The sequence below is a fragment of the Nonomuraea jabiensis genome (assembly GCF_014204795.1).
In the GTDB taxonomy this organism is placed as follows: domain Bacteria; phylum Actinomycetota; class Actinomycetes; order Streptosporangiales; family Streptosporangiaceae; genus Nonomuraea; species Nonomuraea jabiensis.
The window spans coordinates 847,865-869,550 of sequence record NZ_JACHMB010000001.1 but is presented as its reverse complement, the minus strand read 5'-3'; the positions used below and the strand labels follow the sequence as shown (position 1 = coordinate 869,550).

The 21,686-nt window shown below is 65.6% G+C and carries 11 protein-coding genes and 1 pseudogene; 6 read left to right on the top strand and 6 right to left on the bottom strand.

Features of this window, described 5'->3' with window-relative positions; translation table 11 throughout:
* Positions 1-52: 52 nt before the first annotated feature.
* Positions 53-565 carry a hypothetical protein gene (locus HD596_RS03805; RefSeq protein ID WP_185067902.1) on the bottom strand — a complete coding sequence of 171 codons (513 nt, stop codon included), beginning with the start codon at positions 563-565 and terminating at the stop codon, positions 53-55.
* Positions 566-1,249: 684 nt separating this feature from the next.
* On the opposite strand from HD596_RS03805, the gene HD596_RS63545 reads away from it, so the two are divergent.
* The gene (locus HD596_RS63545) at positions 1,250-8,668 is read left to right on the top strand and encodes a LamG-like jellyroll fold domain-containing protein (RefSeq protein WP_185067901.1); all 7,419 of its coding nucleotides are present in this window, start codon (positions 1,250-1,252) and stop codon (positions 8,666-8,668) included.
* A 329-nt stretch (positions 8,669-8,997) separates the two neighbouring features.
* Here the strand turns inward: HD596_RS63545 and HD596_RS60180 are convergent.
* From HD596_RS60180 to HD596_RS03785, 4 genes and pseudogenes are all read right to left on the bottom strand, one after another.
* A pseudogene (locus tag HD596_RS60180) lies at positions 8,998-9,177 on the bottom strand (IS701 family transposase); the annotation flags it as partial.
* A gap of 1,062 nt (positions 9,178-10,239) precedes the next feature.
* Entirely contained in the window at positions 10,240-10,545 is a 306-nt protein-coding gene (locus HD596_RS03795) for a hypothetical protein (protein WP_185067900.1), read from the bottom strand.
* Between the two features lie 50 nt (positions 10,546-10,595).
* The gene (locus HD596_RS03790) at positions 10,596-10,832 is read right to left on the bottom strand and encodes a hypothetical protein (RefSeq protein ID WP_185067899.1); all 237 of its coding nucleotides are present in this window, start codon (positions 10,830-10,832) and stop codon (positions 10,596-10,598) included.
* A gap of 338 nt (positions 10,833-11,170) precedes the next feature.
* Positions 11,171-11,641 carry an ATP-binding protein gene (locus HD596_RS03785; RefSeq protein WP_185067898.1) on the bottom strand — a complete coding sequence of 157 codons (471 nt, stop codon included), beginning with the start codon at positions 11,639-11,641 and terminating at the stop codon, positions 11,171-11,173.
* Between the two features lie 671 nt (positions 11,642-12,312).
* Between HD596_RS03785 and HD596_RS03780 the strand changes: the two genes are divergently transcribed.
* The 4 genes from HD596_RS03780 (at position 12,313) to HD596_RS03765 (ending at position 17,306) form a co-directional block, all read left to right on the top strand.
* Positions 12,313-13,131 carry a helix-turn-helix domain-containing protein gene (locus HD596_RS03780; RefSeq protein ID WP_185067897.1) on the top strand — a complete coding sequence of 273 codons (819 nt, stop codon included), beginning with the start codon at positions 12,313-12,315 and terminating at the stop codon, positions 13,129-13,131.
* A complete protein-coding gene (locus HD596_RS03775) occupies positions 13,122-13,334 on the top strand; it encodes a DUF397 domain-containing protein (protein ID WP_185067896.1) in 213 nt (70 codons plus the stop codon). The genes HD596_RS03780 and HD596_RS03775 overlap by 10 nt, the downstream gene beginning before the upstream one ends.
* A 2,016-nt stretch (positions 13,335-15,350) precedes the next feature.
* Positions 15,351-15,605 (top strand): DNA-binding protein, encoded by a 255-nt coding sequence (locus HD596_RS03770; protein WP_185067895.1) that lies wholly within the window; start codon positions 15,351-15,353, stop codon positions 15,603-15,605.
* 6 nt (positions 15,606-15,611) lie between these two features.
* Complete coding sequence (locus HD596_RS03765; RefSeq protein WP_185067894.1) at positions 15,612-17,306, top strand: tyrosine-type recombinase/integrase; 1,695 nt, start codon at positions 15,612-15,614, stop codon at positions 17,304-17,306.
* A gap of 1,580 nt (positions 17,307-18,886) precedes the next feature.
* Here HD596_RS03765 and HD596_RS03760 read toward each other — a convergent pair.
* On the bottom strand, positions 18,887-20,506 hold the full coding sequence (locus HD596_RS03760; RefSeq protein ID WP_185067893.1) for a DUF6351 family protein: 1,620 nt from the start codon (positions 20,504-20,506) through the stop codon (positions 18,887-18,889).
* Between the two features lie 362 nt (positions 20,507-20,868).
* Between HD596_RS03760 and HD596_RS03755 the strand changes: the two genes are divergently transcribed.
* Positions 20,869-21,675, top strand: a complete 807-nt coding sequence (locus HD596_RS03755; protein WP_185067892.1) for an alpha/beta fold hydrolase — start codon at positions 20,869-20,871, stop codon at positions 21,673-21,675.
* The last annotated feature ends 11 nt before the right edge of the window (positions 21,676-21,686 follow it).

The following is a 21,686-nucleotide window of genomic DNA, read 5'->3' as shown; positions in this document are numbered from 1 at the left end:
TCCACGCTAAGAGGGGAAGTGCAAGGGCTCGAACTGGACCTTTGGAAAGACCCTAGACACCGATCCAGCAGTAGATCATCTGATCTTCCTTTTGTGCCCGCTGAGCTATATCGCGCAGCTCCGTGAGGACCTGCAGAAGGAACCCTCGGGCGGGCGGAAAGTCGGCGAACTCTTCGATCTGTTCCCAGCGCTCAGTGAGCTCGCCCAACCTGCTGTCCGGGATGCCAGCGAGGGTGTCGCGCACGTCTACTGAGAGCTCTTCGATTCCCGGCCCCTCCTTGTAGGGAGAGTCATCCGGAAGAGCCTCCCACTCCTCAATTGTCGCCGGAGCGGCCTCGGGCGGCGGATAGACAGTGATCGTCTGTATCAAATCCAAGCTGTACGGAATTTCCTTGACGACGGCTATGAGCTGCCCGAGGATCACGTTGGGATCAATCCCCTTGGCGTCCACCGCGTCAAAAGACGGTACGCCAGCCATGGGCTCCTCTACAGCTCGGGGGCTGTCGGGCTTCTCGGCGGCGGCCTGCCTGTCCGCTGCCCGGTAGTAGTCGTAGAAGACCCCCATCTGGACCCTCCAGTCTTGATCGCACGGCTTCTATGCTCGCGACAGATTAGGGGATCGTACGTGCGCGCAAAAGACGCCTGGCATTGTCAGCGACTGTCCTGCCTGAGCATCCCGTCGCCGTCATTCCACCCGCCAGGGTAGCGGGCCAAGGGCCTGGGGTGAAGGTGGCACTCCCCACCGGAGGAACGACCCTCGCCCCAGCCCCTTGGTCCGCTTGGCTTGCCCTGGGGCGATGGCGACGGGTGATCAAGCTTCCGCCTCAGCATCTTACGGTCCTGACACCCGGCGCGGTCGAGAATGGGACCATGTCGAGCCCAGCGCCGGAGGGCCACAACACGGACTTGACCGGACTTGTCCTCGGTCGCCGACATCACACACTGACTGATAACGGAGCGTTGCGTACCAGATAGGGCTGTTTTCCGATTTGTGACGATTGCACGCCTTGTCGGATAGGTCAGGATTTCTTACGTTGATCGTCGGCTAGAGATCAGCTCCGAGCCGCTCGCGAGGGTACCTGTCGGCGCGGCGGAGAGCGACGTTAGGCGCCCTTGTCGGTGTTCTTCGTTGTGGTTCGGAGTGTGGTGGCGCATGCGCCGGTTCTTGTCTTGGCCCCGTTCGGTTGGAACGATAGTTGCGCTGGCTGGTCTGGCGCCTGGTCTGCTGGTGATACCCGCGCAGCCTGCCGTGGCGTTCTCCACAGTCGCGGCGCTTGAGGGCAGCAGTGCGTCGTCCGTCGCGGTGCCGCAGCAGATGGTGGGATCCGCTACGGGGTTGCCGTCCTTGTTGTCGGCCATGCGGGTTCCGGCGGCGTTAGCGCCGTCGGATGGGTGGCGGTCGGAGGTCACCGCGCCCATGGGGGCGGTACCGGCTGAGGATCGAACCACCGATTCGGCGCCCGCTGCGCCGGAGACAGACGGTTTGCCGCCCGGGGTGGCCAGGGCGGAGGCGGCGGATCGGTCAGTGCTGGCCGTGCCGAACCTAGTAGATGTGTATCCCAAGCCAGGGTATCTGGTTGACTCATTGACGCCGTCGTTGCGTGCGTGGGGGAAGAGCAACAACGGCAGCAATTCCACGGTGTCGTATTCGTTCAAGCTGTGTGACATTGAGTCGATGTCCGGCGCCGGGTGCACAACGTCCGGCTATGTGGCGGGTAACGGCAACAGTTGGACCGTCCCGGCCGCGAAGCTGGCCTGGGGCAAGCAGTACTGGTGGACGGTCACGATCAAGGATTCCTTCGATTCGTCGACGACGACCTCGTCGGTGCTGACGTTCACGACCGGGGTACGGCCGCCGGTGGTGACCTCGCAGCTGGCCAGTTCTGGCGTGGTGGGGCAGGAGTTCAACCAGCAGACGGGGAACTACACCACCACATTGACGGATCTGACGGTCGCGACGGTAGGACCGCCGCTGTCGGTGGTGCGCACCTACAACAGCCTGGACCCGCGCACGGACGGGATGTTCGGCGCCGGCTGGTCGACCCGCTGGGACATGAAGGTGGTCAAGGAGGTGCGCGGCGCTTCGACGTCGGCGCTGGTGACCTACCCGGATGGGCGGCAGGTGCGGTTCCGCGCCAACGGGGACGGGACCTTCCAACCGCCGCCCGCCATGTACGCGACGCTGGCCGAGCAGAGCGGCGGGTGGCGGTTGATGGACAAGACCTCCACCAGCTACCGCTTCGACACCGCAGGCCGGTTGACCTCAATCACCGACCAGCGCGGGCGTGGCCAGACCCTGACCTATGACGCAGGCGGGAAGCTGGCCAAGGTCACCGGTGTGGGGGGCCGGTCGGTGACGTTCACCTGGCAGGGCATCCAGGTCGCGACGATCTCCAGTGACCCGGTCGACGGTCAGGCCCTGACCTGGAACTACAGTTACGATGCGGGCCGGTTGACGCAGGTGTGCGCGCCGGTGGCGGCGCCGAACTGCACAACATATGAGTACGGCGGCGGGTCGCTGTATCGCAGCAGTGTGCTCAACTCCGACCCGTTCGGCTACTGGCGGCTCGGCGAAGCATTGGGCGCCAGCAGCGGGGAGGATCTGGGCAGCGGCGCAGGAGACCTGACCACCTATCAGGGCATCACGTTGGCACAGCCGGGCGCGCTGGCCGGCACTACCGACACTTCGGCCACGTTCAAGACGGGTTCGGTGGTGAAGCTGCCCTCCAACACGATCCCGCATCTGGGCGATCAGGTGTCGGTAGAGGCGTGGTTCAAGACCGCCCAGTCTGGGGTGATCATGGCGGCGGGCACCGAAGAAAGCAGTAGCCTGGCCAAGGGCGCGATGCTGTATGTGGGCACCGACGGCAAGCTGCGCGGCTCCCTGGACGCCGCCACCTCCCCGATCACCTCCGCCGCCGCGGTGAACAACGACCAATGGCATCACGTCGCGCTGACCGTGGCCGGGCAGAACCAGACGCTGTACCTGGATGGCCAGCAGGTCGGCACCATGACCGGGACTGCGACCGGCTGGCGCACGTACGCCACGATCGGCAACGGTGTCACCGACCCGGCCAAGTCCCCGGCCGTGCCTGCCACTGCCCAGGCGTTCCCGTTCCAAGGGCAACTGGATGAGGTCGCTCTCTACGGGAAGCCGCTGACCGCGGCCGAGGTGGCCAGCCACTACGCTGCCCGCACCGGCGCGCCGCACAAACTCACCAAGGTCACGCTGCCGTCCGGGCGTCTGTGGGCCGTCAACACCTACGACGACAAGACTGACCGCATCGCCACCCACACCGACAGCGACGGCGGCACCTGGAAGATCGGCAACATCGACATTGAGCAGCAGTCCGGCGAAGCGCAGGTGACGGTGACCGACCCGGACAACATCACGCTCGACTATCTCTACGATGCCTGGCGCGGCTACCGCATCCGTCGCGAGCCCGACCAGCGGAAGTTCGCCACCTGGTACGAGTACGACCAGGCGGGCTTCCTGAAGAAGATCATCGACCGTAACGACATCGCCAACGAGATCTACCAAGACAAGCGCGGTAACACCCTCGGCAGACAGTACTGCCGGACGCCGAGCGAGTGCGCGATCGAATACTGGTCCTACTACCTCAACGCGAACGACCCGTTCGATCCGCGCAACGACCGGGTGACGACCTACCGGAATGGCCGCTCGGCCAATGACACAGACAACACCTACGCCACCACGACCGAGTACAACAGCTACGGGGAACACACCAAGCAGACCACCCCCGCCACAGCGGACTTCCCGCAGGGCCGGTCCGTCAGCATCGCCTACACCGACGGCAGCGAGGCGGCGGTCGGCGGCGGCGCCACGCCCGCCGGGCTGGTGAAGACCAAGAGCGACGCCCGTGGCAGCCAGTGGAGCTATCGCTACACCGCCGCTGGCGACTTGGCCGAGCAGACCGAACCCGAAGGTCTGGTTTCCAAGCTGGACTACGACCCGCTGGGCCGCTTGATCGCCAGTACCCGCATCTCTCAGGCCGTCCCGAATGGCGCGAAGACCACCTTCGCCTACGACGGCTGCGGCCGCCTGCTCACCAGCACCGCCCCGCCGGTGAAGAACGAGATCAGTAATGTCACGCACACCGCGCAGGCCCGCAACACCTACGATCCTGACGGCAACGTGCTCACTGAAACGATCGCCGACCTGACCGGCGGCGAACCGGAGCGCACCACCACCAACACCTACGATACGCACGGCCGCCAAGACTCCGTCACCAACCCCGAAGGCGGCATCACGCGGCAGGTGTGGAACCATCGCGGCTGGCCGGTCCGAACCACCGACCCCCGCGGCACGGTCATCGAGCAGAGCTACACCGAACGCGGCGAACCATACACGCAGACGTTGAAGGGCTGGACTGACAGCCCGGTCAACCCGCAGGCGGCCAAGGACGTGGTGCTGGAGTCACGCGGCTACGACGCGGGTGGCCGTCTGACATCCATCAAGGATGTGATGGGACGCAAGACCACCAACGTGTACTGGATGGACAACCGGCTCAAGGAGCAAATCGCCGACGACGCCCGGCTGAACGACCCCAATGCCACTCCCCGCGACGTCATAGTCAAGGCGGAGGAGTACGACCCGGCCGGCAACCTCACCGAACAGGTGACCGGTATCAATCCGACGACCGGCAACGCCACCACCATCACAACCTTCAAGTACGACGCCGCCAGCAGACTCACCCGCCAGGTGCTCGACCCAGACAAGCTGGCCCGCACCACCGACCTCGCCTACGACGCCAACGACAACGCCACCAAGACCACGCTGACGGCGGCCGGCACTACCCGCACCGAGATGACCAGCTACGCCTACAACAAGCTCAACCAGCCCACCAAGCAGACCATCGAAAACGGCACCCAGGACATCATCTCCACCACGACCTACGACGACCGGGGCCTGCCCGTCGCCACCACCGACCCACGAGGCAATGCCGACGGCGCGAACGCCGCCGACTACACCACCACTCTGCGCTACGACATCCTGGATCGGCTGGTGGAGACCACGGCCCCGCAGGTGCAGGTGAACAAGAACGGCACCACCACCTCCACGCGCCCAGCAGCTCGGGTCGGCTACGACACCGTGGGCAACCAAACCCATCAGACCGATGCCGAAGGCCGTACGTTGGTCTCCACCTTCGACAAGGTCAACCGGCTGACCAGCTCCACCGCACCGGCCTACACTCCGCCCGGCGGCAGCGCGATCACCTCAACCGTCCGGCACGCCTACGACACGGCGGGACAGTTGAAGTCCACCACCGATCCGCGCGGCTACGTCACCTCCTACGAGTACGACCAACTCGGCCGTCAGGTCCGCGTCACCGACCCCGCGCCCGACGAAGGGCAGACCGCCGGCACGTGGGTGACCGAGTACGACATGGCGGGCGAGAAGCTGGCCACCGTGGACCCGACCGGCGCCCGCAGCCAGGCCACTTACGACGACCTGGGCCGGCAGATCACCGCCACCCAGATCGAGCGCAAGCCCGCCAGCGCCGCCTACACCACCAAGATGGAGTACGACGACGTCGGCCGGCTGATCAAGCAGACCGTGCCCGGCTCCGGGACGGGCACCAAGTCCACCAGTTTCACCCGCAACGCGGCTGGCGAGGTCGAGACCGTCACCGACCCGGCAGGCAACGTGACCACCGAGTACGACCTGGCCGGGCGCCCAGTCAAGGCGGTTGATGCGAACGACAACGCCAGCGTCGCCGAGTATGACCTGGCTGGCCGCAAGGTCACGGTCAAGGACCTGCACGTGACCGATACCGGCGACGAGACGCCGCTGCGTACCTACGGATATGGCTACGACCTGGCGGGCAACCAGATCAGCGCCACCTCTCCCGAGGGCCACGTCACCAGGCAGACCTTCGACGCGCTGAATCGCCTGACCTCGCTTATCGAGCCGGTCTCGGCCAGCCAGTCGATCACCACCAGTTACGGTTACGATGCCAACGGCGCCCGCACCCGGATCACCGATGGGCGCGGCAATGCCACCTGGACCAGCTACAACAGCCTCGGCCTGGTGGAAACGGTGACCGAGCCCTCCACAACGGCGCACCCGAACGCGGCCGACCGCACCTGGACCCACGTCTACGACGAGGCCGGAAACCCGAAGGCCACCATCCAGCCGGGCGGGGTACGCATCGATCGGACCTTCGACCGCTTGGGCCGCCTCACCAAGGAGAGCGGCGCGGGCGGCGGCGCGGCGACGGCGGAGCACACGTTCGGCTACGACCTGGCCGGCCGCGGCACCACCGCCGGTGATCTGACGGTCGACTACAACGACCGTGGCCTGCCCCTGAAGGTCTCGCGCGGCACCGTCCAGGAAACCGCCTACGCCTATGACGGGGTGGGCAGCCCTATCCAGCGCATCGACGCGGCTGGCACCGCCACCTTCACCTATGACACTGCTAACCGGCTGAAGACCGCCACCGACCCGGTCACCAGCCGTACCCTCACCTACGGCTATGACGCGGCCAGCCGACTAGGGACCATCACGGCCACCAGTGGCACGGCCAGTACCCAGACCATCGACTACGACGAAATGGACCGGGTCAAGAGCCAGACGTTGAAGAACGCTTCCGGCACCCAGCTCGCGAAGATCACCTACGGCTGGGACAAGGACGACAATCTCACCACCAAGACCACCGCGGGTACCGCCGGGGCGGGTACCAACACCTACGGCTACGACCACGCTGGCCGGCTCACCTCCTGGACCGCCCCCGGTGGCGCGGTGACCACCTACGAGTGGGACGCCGCTGGCAACCGCACCAAGGCTGGCAACGCGACCTTCACCTACGACGAACGCAATCGCCTGACTAACGGCGATGGCACCGACTACACCTACACCCCGCGCGGCACCCTGGCCACCAGCACCAAGGCAGGCGCCACCACCCAATACACCTTCGACGCCTTTGACCGGCTCATCGCCGACGGCGACAGCCTCTACAGCTACGACGCCCTCGACCGGATGACCAGCCGCATCCGCGGCACCGCCAAGCACACCTTTGCCTACAGCGGGCTCGGTAACGGCCTGGCTGCCATCACCGACAGCGGCGGCACCGTCCAGGCTAAGTACGCCCGGGACCTCGGCGGCGGCCTGCTCGGTCTGAAGGAGGGCGCCGGCGCAGCGGTGGCCGCACTGAGCGACCTGCACGGCGACCTGGTGGCCACCTTCACCACCGCCGTGCAGTCCTCCACCGCCTACGACCCGTTCGGCACCGTCACCGCCCAGACCGGCACCAAGAACCGGCTCGGTTTCCAGGGCGAGTACACCGACCCGGACACCGGCAAGGTGAATATGCATGCCCGCTGGTACCAGCCCGGCACCGGCACCTTCACCAGCCGCGACACCGCCACCCTCAACCCCAGCCCATCGGTGCAGGCCAACCGCTACACCTACGCCAACGCCTCACCCCTGACCGGCACCGACCCCACTGGCCACGCCACCGTCATCGGCGGCGGCTCCGTCGCCGGTCCCTCGGCCTACACGCCAGGCGTCGACTACCAGACCGCCGCCGATATCTACGCCCAGCACGGCATCATGATGGGGGGCGGCAGCAGCGGCGGCGGAGGCACGTGCATCGGCAGTTGCTACGGCGGCGGCGCGGTCGAGATGTGTCTGGCCTGTATTACCGCAGGGGAGATCAAGTGGGACGTCGTCAGTGTGATGACTGTCGAAGAGATGAAGCGGCAAAACGTCCTTCCGAATGGAACGATACCGTGGGACGGATTCTGGGATGCCCCAAAGAAAACAATTCGTAGATTCGTAAACTTGGCTTACGCCGGCCTTTCCGACGGACAACTGCAATATTTCTGGGAAATATTCAAGCAGTTTGGCGGCAAAGCGTCCGTGGGACTCAAGGCCGCCGCTGCTGCCAGAAGAGGCCCCGACAACGGCCCCAGCCAAGAGTACAAGACCTGCGCGAAGACTCATTCCGCCAGCTATTGCGTGAAACATGTCGAGGAACAACGCAAATGGCGCGCAGCCTACATGAAGGCAGTAGAGCAGGTAGCTGACCAGATCGGCAGGGACCGGGTCAATGCCGCTCTATCGGACCAGTTCTATATTGTTCGCGATGTCATCCTCGATAAAATCGACGCACAATACTGCAAGAACCTGGGGTCAAGCTGCGGTAGAGGCTTTGCCTATATGGCCATAATGACAATGGGAATTGTCGTGGCAATCGGTAACCATGACCCGTATGACATGGAAGCTTTGGATACGGCCGTTAAAATCAGAAACGCATTACAGGAAGCCGTCGCGAAGGGCGATGAATTCCTGGTATCTCAACTAAGCAAAACCGAACGGGCGGCATATGAGAAAGCCGTAAGTGAGGGGAAGTGGGATCTAGCCCGCGCATACGCCGGGACGATGATACATAAAGGAACGTACGCCGTTCTTGAGGAGGCCTATCCAAAGCGCTTCTCGTATACAGGTAGTGGCACCATCGACTTCTACGATCACCAAAATAATGTACACGCAGAAGTAACTACCTTTAGGGCGTACAATGAACATTTAAATAGGAAAAACCCTGTTTATAGATTCTCACCCTACATCCTCTATAAAATTGGCAGGCTGCCTGCAAGTACGATCAGAAATGACGTCACGGGGAGAAGGGGTGGCGAAGAGAGATAGAATGGTGGCCGTGTCGACATCCGGGAGAAATTCGGAAGGTGAAAAGCTAGCGATTTCGACGACGAATCTGAAAATTATAGCCTGTACGTCGTGGCGGCAAAGAGTGTCTGATGGCGAGAAGCTAACGCCCTTTGCCACCAGCAGGGACTACATTCGTAGATTCGGTGGGAGTGGATAGCCGCGTCGTCGATAGTGGCTGATCAGGGCACGCGTCTGGTGAAGCCGCCGGAAGTCCGACCAAGCCAAGACGTGGTCAATGGCGGTGGCTGCGGGGATGAACAGCCGGGCCAGAACGCGGCGGATCTCGGCAAGGGAGAGTCGCAGGAGTCTCAGTCCGGTGCCACCTCCAGGAGCGGACGGTCTTTTCCCTGGTCAAGGGTGGCCTCATCAGCGTCAGTCGGCAGGATGGCGCGTGTGACGGCCAGGAACGCCAGCGCGAGCATGGCGATGGTGACGTGCCGGTGCCAGGGCGTCCACGTGCGTGCCGGATAATGCCTCAATCCACTTTCATTCAAGTCGGCCCCAGCCAGTTGAACCATGCCTACGGCCGACTCCGGGGCTGCAGGGTCAATATGTGCGGATGGATCCACCTGAGCGCTCGTGGTGCCCGCACCGGAACTCGCCCGAACAACTGCTCCACGTCCACAGCCAACACCATGTGGCAACGGACGAACATCGGCACGAAGTTCAGCAAGCCGGCAGGGACCAAAGGACATAGCGGAGTACCGACCAAGGTGGCGACCGGCCAGGGCAAAGACTGCAGGCTTTACTAAAATTACTTCTCCGGAACGAACTTCACCCGCGGCGCCTTCCGGGACCCAGCGCACCCCTCCGACCAAATAGGCAAAAGATCAGGCCAGGTCAATTACCGCTTCCAGACGCTGGACGGCAAAGCGTTGGTCGTCCTGGACGGGGATTACGGCTGGGGTTTCATCAGACCAGAGTGCGTCACGATGCTCGATGCCACGAACAACCAGCCAATCCCAACCTTCAACGACCCGGACCGCAAGAAGTAGAACCCTCTCCGATCGCCCTGCCAACTCGTGACCCCAGAGCAATCTTGACCTCGGGCCTCGGCCGATCGGCCGAGGCCCGAGGTCAGGCACATCGTGGCTGTATGCTCGCCGGCAGCGCTCCAGTGTGGAGTCGTCGATCATCCCGTCAAGGCCGGCATTGGGAACAGGCTCGGTCCTCGTTCCCCGACTGCCATGACGGCCCGCGCGGATCGTAAGCCGGGGCGGTGCCAGCGACGCTGCTCCATTTGACTACAGCCGGCCCGGCGGCCGAGGAGTGGATCATGGGCGGCATCCACCAGTGTCCACCGACCGTCGATCAGGACTTCAGCAGTAGCTTGGACGCCCTGGCCTGCTCCGGCGCGGCGGCATCGTCACCTCCCGCCGTGACGGCAAGGAGGTGCTGTATCGCGGCGACCGCGACAGCGTCGCCGGCATCCTCGGCGACCTCCAGGCCTACCTGCGCTTCTGTTGCTGACCGCCGAGAAGCTGGCGATTTGCTCAACTGGTCGGCATCGGGCGTCGGTGTGAGCGTCGGTTGTGTCACGCTGACCGTGGTTATGCGGCGCCCGCCGGTGTGGTGGCAAGGACGTGGCAGATGCGTTTGGCGGCTGTGGCGGGGTCGGTGACGTCGATGATGGGTTCGGGCCATGACCACCAGAACAGCCATTGGTTGTCCATGGGGGCGGCGGAGATGATCTCCGTCAGGGCGGTGGCTTGGGGGTTGATCACCCGTAGGCACGGTAGCCGTTCGTCCGGGGTGAGCAGGCGGGCGTGCAGGCCGAGGGCGTGCAGGAGTTCCTGCAGGTTGGTGAGGTGAGTGACGGCTTGCGCGGCTATGGCGGGGGTAACAGGCTCGGGCATGGCTGGCTCCAAAGGATGGACAGGTGGCGGGTAGAGGGATGGCCTGCTGTTCACGGGGCGGGCGGGTGCGGCGGCTGGGGGTGTTCCGGCTGGACCTCGTTGCGGCTGGAGACTCGCCGGGCGCGGTAGATCGACCGCAGAGCGGCAGAGAGGTAGCCGATCAGCAGGGCAATGACCAGGACCAGAGAGACCGGCTTGGTCATGCTGGCAGGGGCCAGCAGAGCGAAGACGATGTCGCCGGCGGTCAGCAACACAGCCAACACAATGATCGTCTTCTGGCGAGACATGACAAGGGACTCCATTGATGAAGGAACTGTGGGGCGGCTGCTGGGCTTGAGGAAGGTCGTGGTCGAACCGCGAGCGGGATGAGCGGTCGGCCGTAGATGTCGGCGGGTCAGTGCAGAGCGGCCGCATGGCATTCGGCCCGAGGTCGCGGCTCGCGACGACCAGATCACTGCGCTCGGTCAGGCGTCGGGATCGGCGGTGACCCGGCCGACGAAACCTGCGGAGAAGGCACCGGGACAAGCAAGGCCAGGTGGTGACGCTGGACAGCAGTGCTCCGGTTCTTCGGTGATGGCAAGCATCCAGGGCGGGAGGGGACGGTGATGGGCCGCGGAGTAGCCGGTTAGACGGAGGCGCGGAAGAGTTCTTCGAGCTCTGCCGGGGTGGGGCTGAGGTCGAGGTGGCACCACACGACGCGGTGCCCGCTTGCGGGAAGCTGGTGGCTTCCCCACCGCCCGCGCGACAGGCGGTCCACGATCGCCAGCCCCCGCCCCTGCATCGCATACAGGTTCGACGCTTGCATCGGGATGGACGAGGGTGTCGAACAGGTCGACCCAGGATCGGTCACTACCAACCGCAGGAATTCCCGCCCCTGGGACAGTTTGACCTCGATCCCGCCGAGGTCGCTGCCGGGGCCGATTTCGAGAGCAGCATGCTTGACGGCGTTGGTAACCAACTCGGATGCCACCAAGACCAAGATCTCCCGGGCTGGATGCTCGGCGCCTGCCCAGACAGTGACCGCCTTCCGTGCCAGATACGGCGCCTGCTCATCGCGCGCCAGTTGGATAACGCCGAGTTCCTGACATTCGGTCATTACGGGTATGTAGATCACCGGATTGGCCTCGCTACTTCTCGATCTCCAACTGCGTCCTTCAGACAACGAATGTGAGCATCGTTATCGTCGGCCTCCGCCCACGCTCCAGGCAGAGAGTCGGCGCTTGACACGTGGTGCTCACCAAAGCTGTGCGGGCGGTTCCAGATCGACTGCCGCGAGCCGCAACGCGTCTGGACTCTGGACTTATCGCGAGCTCGATACCACCAGAGGCGGTTCGTGGCCCCAGCATCGGCGGCGGCGTGGTCGTAAGCATGGGCGATCAGCTCGTGGACGATCCCTCGCGGCAGGCCGATGACGTCGTCGTGGTTCGTATCGGTCCGAACGGCGGCGACCTGACCGGCCCGACATAGGGCCAGGCCATTGCCCGGCCATTCACCGGACTCCATACCTGCCGGACATGAATGCGAATTCACGTAAGCCGCCACCCTGCCGCTTTTGTTCACTTTGTGGCTCTTGTATGCCACGCCGTCTCTGAGATCATCTGTGGGATAGAGGATTCCGCGCCTCTTGACTCCCTGTGATATCTCCATAGCTTTGCGTCTCGGCAGTAATTTGTGGGACAGTTTTCACCGCCATTCATCCGACAGGTTGTCGCATTCGGGGGTGTCGGATGCGCGGTTGGTGTGGCAACAGTCATGGGGAGGTGGAGCATGCCCGCGGCACGCAAACTTGATCCGAACGCGAGCAGGACGGCGGCCTTCGGCGCCGAACTGCGGCGCATGCGTGAAGAGGCGCGGCTCACCCAAGCAGAGCTCGGCCGCCGCGCCGGATACTCATCTAGTCAGATAGGAGCGGTCGAGGTCGGCAAGCGCTCGCCCACCGAACAGTTCCTCAGCGAGTGCGAGAAGGCACTCGGTTCCGGACTGCGTGAAGTGTGGGCATCGCTGTCACACCATCGCGACACGGCTCCCACCTGGTTCGCCCCCTGGCTTCAGGAGGAAGAACAGGCCCAGTCCTTGCGCACCTGGGAGCCTCTGGTGGTCCCGGGGCTGCTGCAGACGGCCGACTACGCTCGTGCCTTGCTGGAAAGCGAGTCCGGCTACGACAGCGAACGCATCGATGCCCTCGTCGCCACTCGCCTGGCCAGGCAGAAGATCTTGACCCGCACCCACCCTCCTCGCTACCTGGTGGTGCTGGATGAAGGGGTGCTCAGCCGGCCCATCGGCGGCCCCGGAGTCATGCGGGAACAGCTGGAGCGATTGCTGGAAGCGGCGCGAGTCCCGCACATCACCGTGCAGATCTGTCCGCTGGGCGCCAATCCCGGCTTGAGCGGAGGTATCGTCATCGCGCAAGCGCCCAACGGTGTCCGTCACACGGTCTATCTGGAGACCGCTGCCGAGCCCGTCGTGACGAGCTACGCCGAGGTGGTTGAGCTGGTTACCATGAAGCTGGACGCCATCAGGGCGGATGCTCTCCCCCAGAGGGCGTCGGTCGAATTCATCAGGAAGATGGTGGAGAAATGGACCTGACGGCCGAGCTGGAGACAGCGGCCTGGCGCAAGGCGACATGCTCGACCGGAAACGGCGGAAACTGTATCGAAGTCGCACCGCTGTCCGGCGGCCGTGTCGGCATTCGTGACACCGAAGCGCCTGACCAGGCTCCCTTCGTCGTTCGGCCCGAGGTATGGGCCGCATTCATTGACGGTGCGAAAAAGGGCGAGTTCGACTTCTGACCCCCTACCGACGCTAGGGAAGAGGGGGGGTCGGTCGGATGCCGAGGCCCTCCTCCCAGCCTGAACCACTTGACCGGAGCGGCCTATCAGCCGAGCCCCGGACGCTCCGCACCAAGCTCTCCTGGGGCCCCGCCCTGAGAACGAAGCAGCAACCGCGGGGGCTGCGGGCAGGACGAAGATGATGCTTCGCAGAAGAGTGAACGAGCAGTTCCGCACTGCAGAGGAGGCCAGAACGGCAGCCGCTGTGAAGTCGTGCGAGTCCTGCCGAGGGCGGCTTGACCAGTGCTTGGACGGGTCTGCGATCATTTCGGGGGCGTCCCGCCCGCCGCCCCTTCCACTGGGGTCCTTCTGTTGGGTGTCGTTTGGGTCTGGCTTTACGGTGCGACCCGAGGCGGCCGATCGTCGATAGCGCAAACCGGGACAGTTCGCTCTCGTGATCGACCCGCCGATGTGCCGGACGCGTGCCGAAGAGCATGTGACGAGCATGAACTCGGCCGTCTTCGCCTCGCAGAAGACGATCGAGGATCGAGCAAGTGCAGGTCAGATGGGGTGTGGAGTGGTAGGGCGCCCGGGGCTCGAACCCGGAACCTACGGATTAAAAGTCCCGAGGTCCGTCGCTGCATGTCGGAGTATGTCGCAGGCGGTTGCGCAGGGTTGGGAAGTGTCGCTGCGAGTGCGTTCTATCCGGGCATTCTACGACAAAACAATAGTGGCGATTTGTTTATGAATGTCATGTATTCGTCACTCTCGCTTGGCGGTTGGTTGCTCGGGGTGTCCAGTGTGGATTCCGATGTCGATTTTGCTGAAGACTGAACTGCCGCGCTGTCTCAACTCGGCCTTTTCGAGCTGGTGTTGAGTCAGGTGACAGGGAAGGACCCGCTCGTCAGCTCGGGACGGTGGACGGTGACCTATTTTCCAGCCGGTTCGCCGAGTGGGCCTCCAGGGGCTGGGTTGGCTCTGGCAGGAAGCCTGGCGCGGTGGCCTTTGGCTGATGAGCATCTGCGTCGGACTGGCCGCCTGCCTTCACGTCCTATGACGGTGCCGAGCATTCGCCGCGGTGCGGGGCCGACAAGGCCGCTGTCGGCCCCGATGTCCGGGAAGCATCGCACGGGGCGCCTGGCGGTTGATCGCGTTCGGGTTGCCAGGAGGGGTGGTGTCGGGCGCCGCGCCCCGGGTCGAGATGCAGGGCGTCCTGCATAGCTGCTGTGGACGACCGTATGGGAGACCTGATCGGACAGGAGCGGGAAGTACCTGAAGGCGCTTGGCATTAGTGGGTATTGTCGAACTTTTGCTTGATAGGTTGTCCTAACTCGGGCCTTGGGACAGGTATTTGGATTAGTGACAGGGATCAGTGACCCGGTGCTCGGGCCACACCCATATGACCGAACTCGCCACTACCTCGACCGCCGTTCTCAACTCCGCCACCGAAACGTCGTCCATCACCTTCCCGTCACCCGCAAACCTCTCCGCCGGAAGCGGCGTGAGGCGGGAGGTGTGGGCCCCTGAGCGGGGGCATCTGTCGCAGATCGTGTGGCTGGCCGCAGCGGACGCCGAAGCGGCCGCTTGCCGGAGTTCGCCAGGCTGCCGGCGAGCGCAGGGGCGCATGCGGACCTGCTGCTGTTCACACGACCGAAGTTGCACTCGGCGTAGGGGCCGTTCGCGCCTGGGCCCGGCCTGCCAGACGGCCGCGCGCTGGAGTAGCTCGGTTCCGTCCCCACGTCCTTGGCACCGAATCGGGCCGGGAACTGGGGTGCGGGCACTGACCTGTGGATTTCGCTTGACGCGGGCCATAGAGGTGGGCGTCGATACCGCCGCCACCAATCCCGGCCGCGTACCGGCCCCCCGCATGCCGGGGCTTTGTCCAGCCTGTCGTGAACGCGACGGCTACACCCAGCAAGGGGCGGACGCGGCCGGGGCGGTGGCGTAGCGGCCGTCACAGCCCGCCACGCCCGAGCGGATCACGCACCCCGCGCGGCCTGAACCGGCCCTGTTCCTCAACGTATTCGGAGGCGATGGATGACCAGCACTACCCCTGCCAGGGACTCGGGAGCCGATGCCGTCGGCGTGCCTGAGGTGGTGGGCCTGCTGGCGGCCAGGCGGCTGCTCGGGATGGGCTGCACCAAGGCATACCGGCTGGCCAACGCGGACGCGTTCCCACGCCGGGTGCTGCGCATCGGCGGCAGATGCGCGACGCCGATACGCGGACTGTGGGCGCCACTCGACCCCACCAATCCGGACCGCAGTGGCCGTCCGGCAAGCGAGAAGGGATAACTCACGATGACAAGCAACAACCCCGGCACCACCGCAAGAGAGACCCGCGCGGTCGCCAAAGGCACCACGTTCAAATCGTGTGCGTGCAAGGACCCGGTCACGGGCAAGCGGCTGGGCAAGTCCTGCCCCGGACTGCGCATCACGCACAGCGACGGCGGCCAACGGTGGAGCACCGCCCACGGCACGTGGGGATATCAGCTGGAACTTCCCGCTCACGCTGACGGCAAGCGGCAAAACCCCCTGCGCCACCGTGGCTTCGCCACACTGGAGGCTGCCGAGGCCGAGCTGGAGCACGCCCGCGGCCTGCTCGCTCTCGACCCCGACCTGGCGGTGCGGCGGCAGATCACCGCGCTGATGCTGTCGGTGCTCAAGGACACCAAGGGCTTGCCCGATGTCGAGGAGGTGCGGCGCAAGGTCCGCACTCGCCAAGACCTCAACCGCCATGTCACGGTCGAGGAGTGGTTGGCGGAGTTCCTCAAGCGCAAGCGCGCCATCGAGCCGACCACCAGGCGCTCCTATGAATCGCATGTCCGGCTCTACCTCACCCCCTACCTCGGGAGCATCCGGCTGGACCAGCTACGGGTCTCCGACATTGCGGGCATGTTCGATGCGATCGAGGAGTTCAACGACACCATCGCCGCCGAACGCGCCAGCGGCGACCCCGCCCGCGTCCTGGCGGTCCGCTACCGGCGACCGGTCGGCCCTACGAGCATGCATCGCATCCGCGCTACCCTCCGGCACGCCCTGAACATGGCGATCCGACAAGACCGGCTCCTGGATTTCAACCCCGCCTCCGTGGTCGAACTGCCAGCGATAGACCGGCCCAAGCCGCTCGTATGGACCGAGGAGAAGGTGCAGCGGTGGCGTGAGGATCACGCCGCGCACCTTGACCTGCTCCAGCGAGCGCGTGAGGGGCGGCGCGTCGATCCGATCGCCGCCTACATCAGTACGCCCAGGCCCTCGTCGGTGATGGTGTGGACGGCCGAGCAGACGCAGGCGTTCCTTGCCTACGCCCGCCAGGATCGACTGTTCGTGTTGTTCCGGCTGATCGCTACGCGCGGCCTGCGACGCGGTGAAGGCGTGGGTCTGCGCAAGCCGGATGTCAACTACTCCACCGGGAGGATCGGGATTCACTGGCAGATCACTCAGCTCGGCTGGGAGCCGATCCAGGGCGCCCCGAAGACCGATGCCAGCGACCGCGAGATCGCCGTCGACGCCGAGACGATGATCCTTCTGAAGGAGCACGACAAACGCCAGAAGCGGGAACGGCTGGCCGCGGGCGAGGACTGGATCGAGTCCGGGTTCGTCTTCACCGACGAGATCGGCCGGCCCCTGCACCCCCAGCACGTCACCGACCGCTTCTACGGCATCTGCTATCAAGCAGGGTTGCCGCCGATCCGGCTGCATGACCTGCGCCACGGCGCCGCGACCGCCATGCTCGCGGCCGGAGTGGACATCAAGATCGTGCAGGAGACCCTCGGGCACACCTCCTCGGCGTTCACCCGCGACACCTACACCAGCATCTACCCCGAAGCCGCCGCCGCGGCAGCCGAGGCAACCGCTGCCTTCCTCACCGGATCTCCCACGCCTGCGCCCCGGCCAGTACCTCCCGGACGGCGCATCCCGCACCCCGGACAAGGCACGACGGACGAAGCGGCCGCAGACAAGGGCGGGACGGTGATTCACCTGCCTACCAGCTAGGTACAGGCGAGGTTCGCAGGAGGCAGGTCAGCCGCACACAGACCTGCCTGCTGCATGTGCAGCATCATCCGCCTGGCAGGAGCGGTCTACCCGCCACCGTGGTGATCATCTCCGGTCACAGCGCTAGCACCGACGCCGATCGGCTCGACAACTGCTACACCATCGCCGACGTGATGCACACCCGGCCGAGGAGGTCGGTGACGCATGAGGCTAGCGCCGCCTGATCTTGCCGCCGTAGCGTGATGAGCAGAGGAATGGGTTCCCGTTCCCTCTGCTAGAACCACCTGCCGGACCACCCGGTACCTGCAGTACGTCCAGAGCTCCGGCGGGATGCCCGACAGGGCAGCTGCCATCGTCCCGGTCGGCGTCTGGGCGGTTGCGAAAGCGGGAAGGGCCTGCATCCTGAACGCCATGGCCAGGATGATGAGCAGCCCGAGGAGCGCAGCCTTGGAAGGCCTCACCATCGGGTCCACGCCTGCTGGACCGCGCACTTGTGGATGGCGTACTGGACTTTGAGACCCATGGTGAACGTGGAGGACGTAAGGGTCACATTCCCCACGAGACACCGCATGATCTTGGCCTGCCGGACCTCCCACCGTCCGTGAAAACAGGCGGGGATATAGTGCCTGACCACCGCGTACTGGCAGAACGTACGGATCCCGAACTGGATGCTCGAAAGGCGGGCCGGCCAGGGTCTGGACGGCCGCCGGTGCTACGGCTTGCGTGCTGGCCTGCGCGGCGGTAGGCGGCTGGTTCAGGGTAGCGGCCAGGGCCAGGCCACCCAACGTTCAATACCTGGAACAGCACCTGGATCACCGGCCAGGACCCCGGTTACCTCAACACCGTCTACAACAGCAGCTATGTCGTCACTCGCGACGAGGTCCCCGACCTGAAGTAACCTGACGGGCCGGGCCGGTGCTCACACCGGCCCGGCGGTCTGTCCACAGACGTATGTGCACCGCCCGAAGGAGCTGTACCTTCGGGCGGGTGAACGAGTTGCAGGAGGGCCCACTCTTCAAGTTCTCCGAGTGGCCGAACGACCGCATCCCCCTTCTGGCCGCCGGGGTGTACACCGTGTGGCGGGGAGACGAGTTCCTGTACGCCGGCATGAGCGGGCGCGGGCGGAAGGAGGAGCACCTGGTCGCCGAGCCCGGCCAGGTCCAGAAGCCACTGGGGTTGTGGACGCGGCTGAAGGCGCACACGTCAGGCAGACGCCCGGGGGACCAGTTCAACATCTACATCTGCGATCGCTTCGTCATCCCGGCGCTCACGCACGAGCAGCAGGCCGACATCGGCCTCGGCCGCCTCAGCCTGGACCAACTGACCCGGACCTACGTTCACGAGCATCTCAGCTATCGCTATCTGATCTGCCGAGACGGGGAGAGGCCGGCAAGATCGAACGGGCCATCCGCGAGGGTGCCTTGCAGGCCGGACCCCCGTACCTCAATCCCCAACGAGCCAGGTGACCGGGTTGGTTGGGTAGCACCGGTGGTAAGCATGGCGTTGGCGTGCCCGCCGTCGCTATTCCGACGCCCTCGCAGCCCGAAGGCTGTGAGGGCGTCGTCATGCTCCTGTGGTGGTCAGTGCCGGGGCTTGACGCAGCGGTAGCTCGCCGCATCGGCCACGTCGCCGTGCCCGTTGTAGCGGGAGACCGCCGGGTAGAGGCACAGCTCGCGCGTGACCGTCTTGCCTGAGGCGTTCTTGACGGCCGCGCTCAGCGTCCGCGGCGCCTTGCCCTGCTCGACCCAGGCCGTCAGCGCACCGAGCGCGTCGGTGGGAACGGGCCCGGTGCCCGCCGCGCCGCCGCAGTGCGCGACGCCCGGCGCCAGGAACAGCCGGTAGAAGTCGTCCACCCGGCGCGCTCCGCCCATGGCGGCCTCGACGCGCTCGCGGTAGTTCACGGTGCCCAGGGCCGGGATGAGCTGGTCGGACTGGCCGTGCCAGGTGAGCAGCTTGCCGCCGGACCTGCGGAAGGCCGACAGATCGGGGTCGTCGGTGCCGATGACCGTGTCGTACTCGGCCTGGGACTGCTTGAACAGCTTGGCGAAGTCCGCGTACGTGATCGTCGTCAGGTCGAAGGCGGGCTGCCGTTTTACGAACGTCTGCACCCAGGCGGCCGGAACAGGGAACGGCGCCCCCACCCGGTTGCCGTCCTCGCCGAGGATGGTGTTGGCCAGGTCGAAGCCGGCGCCGACCGGCAGGCCGTACCAGAGCCGCTTGCCCGACGGGGTGCGCGGGCCGTCCCAGATCTTGCGCATGACGGTCGCGTCGGCCGCGCTGATGGTCTGCTGCTCGCCGTCGCATTCGACTGTCTTGCCGATGAGCCCGCGCGGGTCGTAGTCGCACGCCGAGGGGTCGCCGATTACCCCGTCATTGACGCCGTCGAGCCGGTCGCAAGCCTTGACGGCGGCCTCGTTGAAGGCGTTGAACTCACAGGGAGCCGGATAGGTCTTCTCCTCGTTCATCACGACCTGCGGCCACAGGGTGGCGACCTCGAACTCGTCCCAGTTGATGCCGGGGGCGCCGGCGAGGATGCCGTCGTAGTCGTCGGGGTGGCGCTGGGCCTCCATGTAGCCCTGGCGGCCGCCGGTCGAGCAGCCGTTCCAGTACGAGTAGGAGGCGGGCTTGCCGTAGACCTCGGCGATGACCTGCTTGGCGATGAGCGTCATCTCGTGCTGGGAGCGGTCGGCGAAGTTCTTCAGCAGCGACGTGTTGACCTTGCCGTCGCTGTTCAGTGCCCAGGCGGTGTCGAGGTACGTGCTCACACCGGCGTCGGTGGTCGCGGCGGCGTACCCGGTCTTGATCGCGCCGGCCAGCGCGGCGCCGTAGTCGCCAGCGGCGAAGGCGCTGCCGCCCACTGCCTGGAACCGGCCGTTCCAGCCCTGCTCGGGCAGCCACACCCGCACCTTGGAGTGGTCATCCGTGCCCGGGTGGGTGAGCGTGACCGTGACCTCGCAGCGGGCGGGCACGTCAGGGACGTCTACGGCAGGGAGCGGCGTCACCGGCGGGATGTGCACGTTGCCCGCCTCACTGCGCACCGCGGCCACCGATTCCACCGCAGTTCCCGCAGGAGCTTTGACGGTGACGGACGAGCAGGTGAAGGGGGCGGTGGCGGTGTCCGCCGCGGCGCCGGTCGCCGTCAGGCACACCGATGCCGCCAGCGGCACGCCGGCCGCCAGAAGGGCCACAAGTCTTTTCATGATTCCCATCGCTGAGGTAAGGGTCTGCCGAGCAGGAGGTTCGGCTGGCTCCGTTGCGGTGCCCCACTCTCGCCCGCCCGGCGGGCATGGCACATCCGTCACATGACGGCAGGAAATGACGATCCGGTCCGCTACGGCGGGCCGTGGATCGCGGGCTCCGGCGGCGGCTGGGGCCTGCGATGGGGCCCCGCCGGCGCGTTCCGGTACAGGCTCTTGAGTCGAATGGCTCAACGATCTCCGGGCGCGGCCGCCGGTGGCTCTCAGGCGCTTCTCACGACTGACCGTCATGTGACGGATGTGGTGAAGCCCCTCGCGGTCGAGAGTGAGGCGGCACCTTCTGAACCTGCGGAAAGGGAAGTCTCATGGTCAGCATCAAGCGACCGCTCGCGTCAGGAGTCGCGGCGGGCCTCGCGATCGGCGTCCTCGCCGTCACCGCGCCCGCGAGCGCCGCCACGACCGGCAAGCCGACCATCGTGCTGGAGCACGGCGCCTTCGCCGATGCCTCCAGCTGGAACGGAGTGATTGAGGAATTGCGTAAGGACGGTTACCCCGTCGTGGCCGCGGCCAACCCGCTGCGCGGACCGGCCGAGGACGCGGCCGCGCTGCGGAGCGTGCTCGACCACATCCAAGGACCCAAGATCCTGGTCGGGCACTCCTACGGCGGCTCCGTCATCAGCACGGCCGGCGCGAACGACCCCCAGGTCAAGGCGCTGGTGTATGTGGCCGCCTTCCTGCCCGCCCCGGGCGAGACCGCTTTGGAGCTGACGAACAAGTACCCCGGCTCGACGCTCCCCGACGCCCTCGACCCCACCCCATTCACCCTGCCCGGCGGCAGAACGGGAACCGACCTCTACATCAAGGCAGACAAGTTCCGCCACCAGTTCGCCGCCGACGTGCCGGCAGGTACGGCCGCCCTCATGGCCGCCGCCCAGCGGCCCATCGCCCAGTCGGCGCTGGAGGAGAAGGCCGAGGTCGCCGCCTGGCAGGACAAGCCGAGCTGGGACGTCATCACGACTCAGGATCTCAACATCCCAGCCGACGTCCAGCGCTTCATGGCCAAGCGCGCCCGCGCGCACGTTACGGAGGTGCGTGCCTCCCACTCCGTGGCCGTCTCCCACCCCAAAACCGTGGCGGGCGTCATCGAGAACGCCGCCCGCGCCACCCGCTAGAACACTCACGC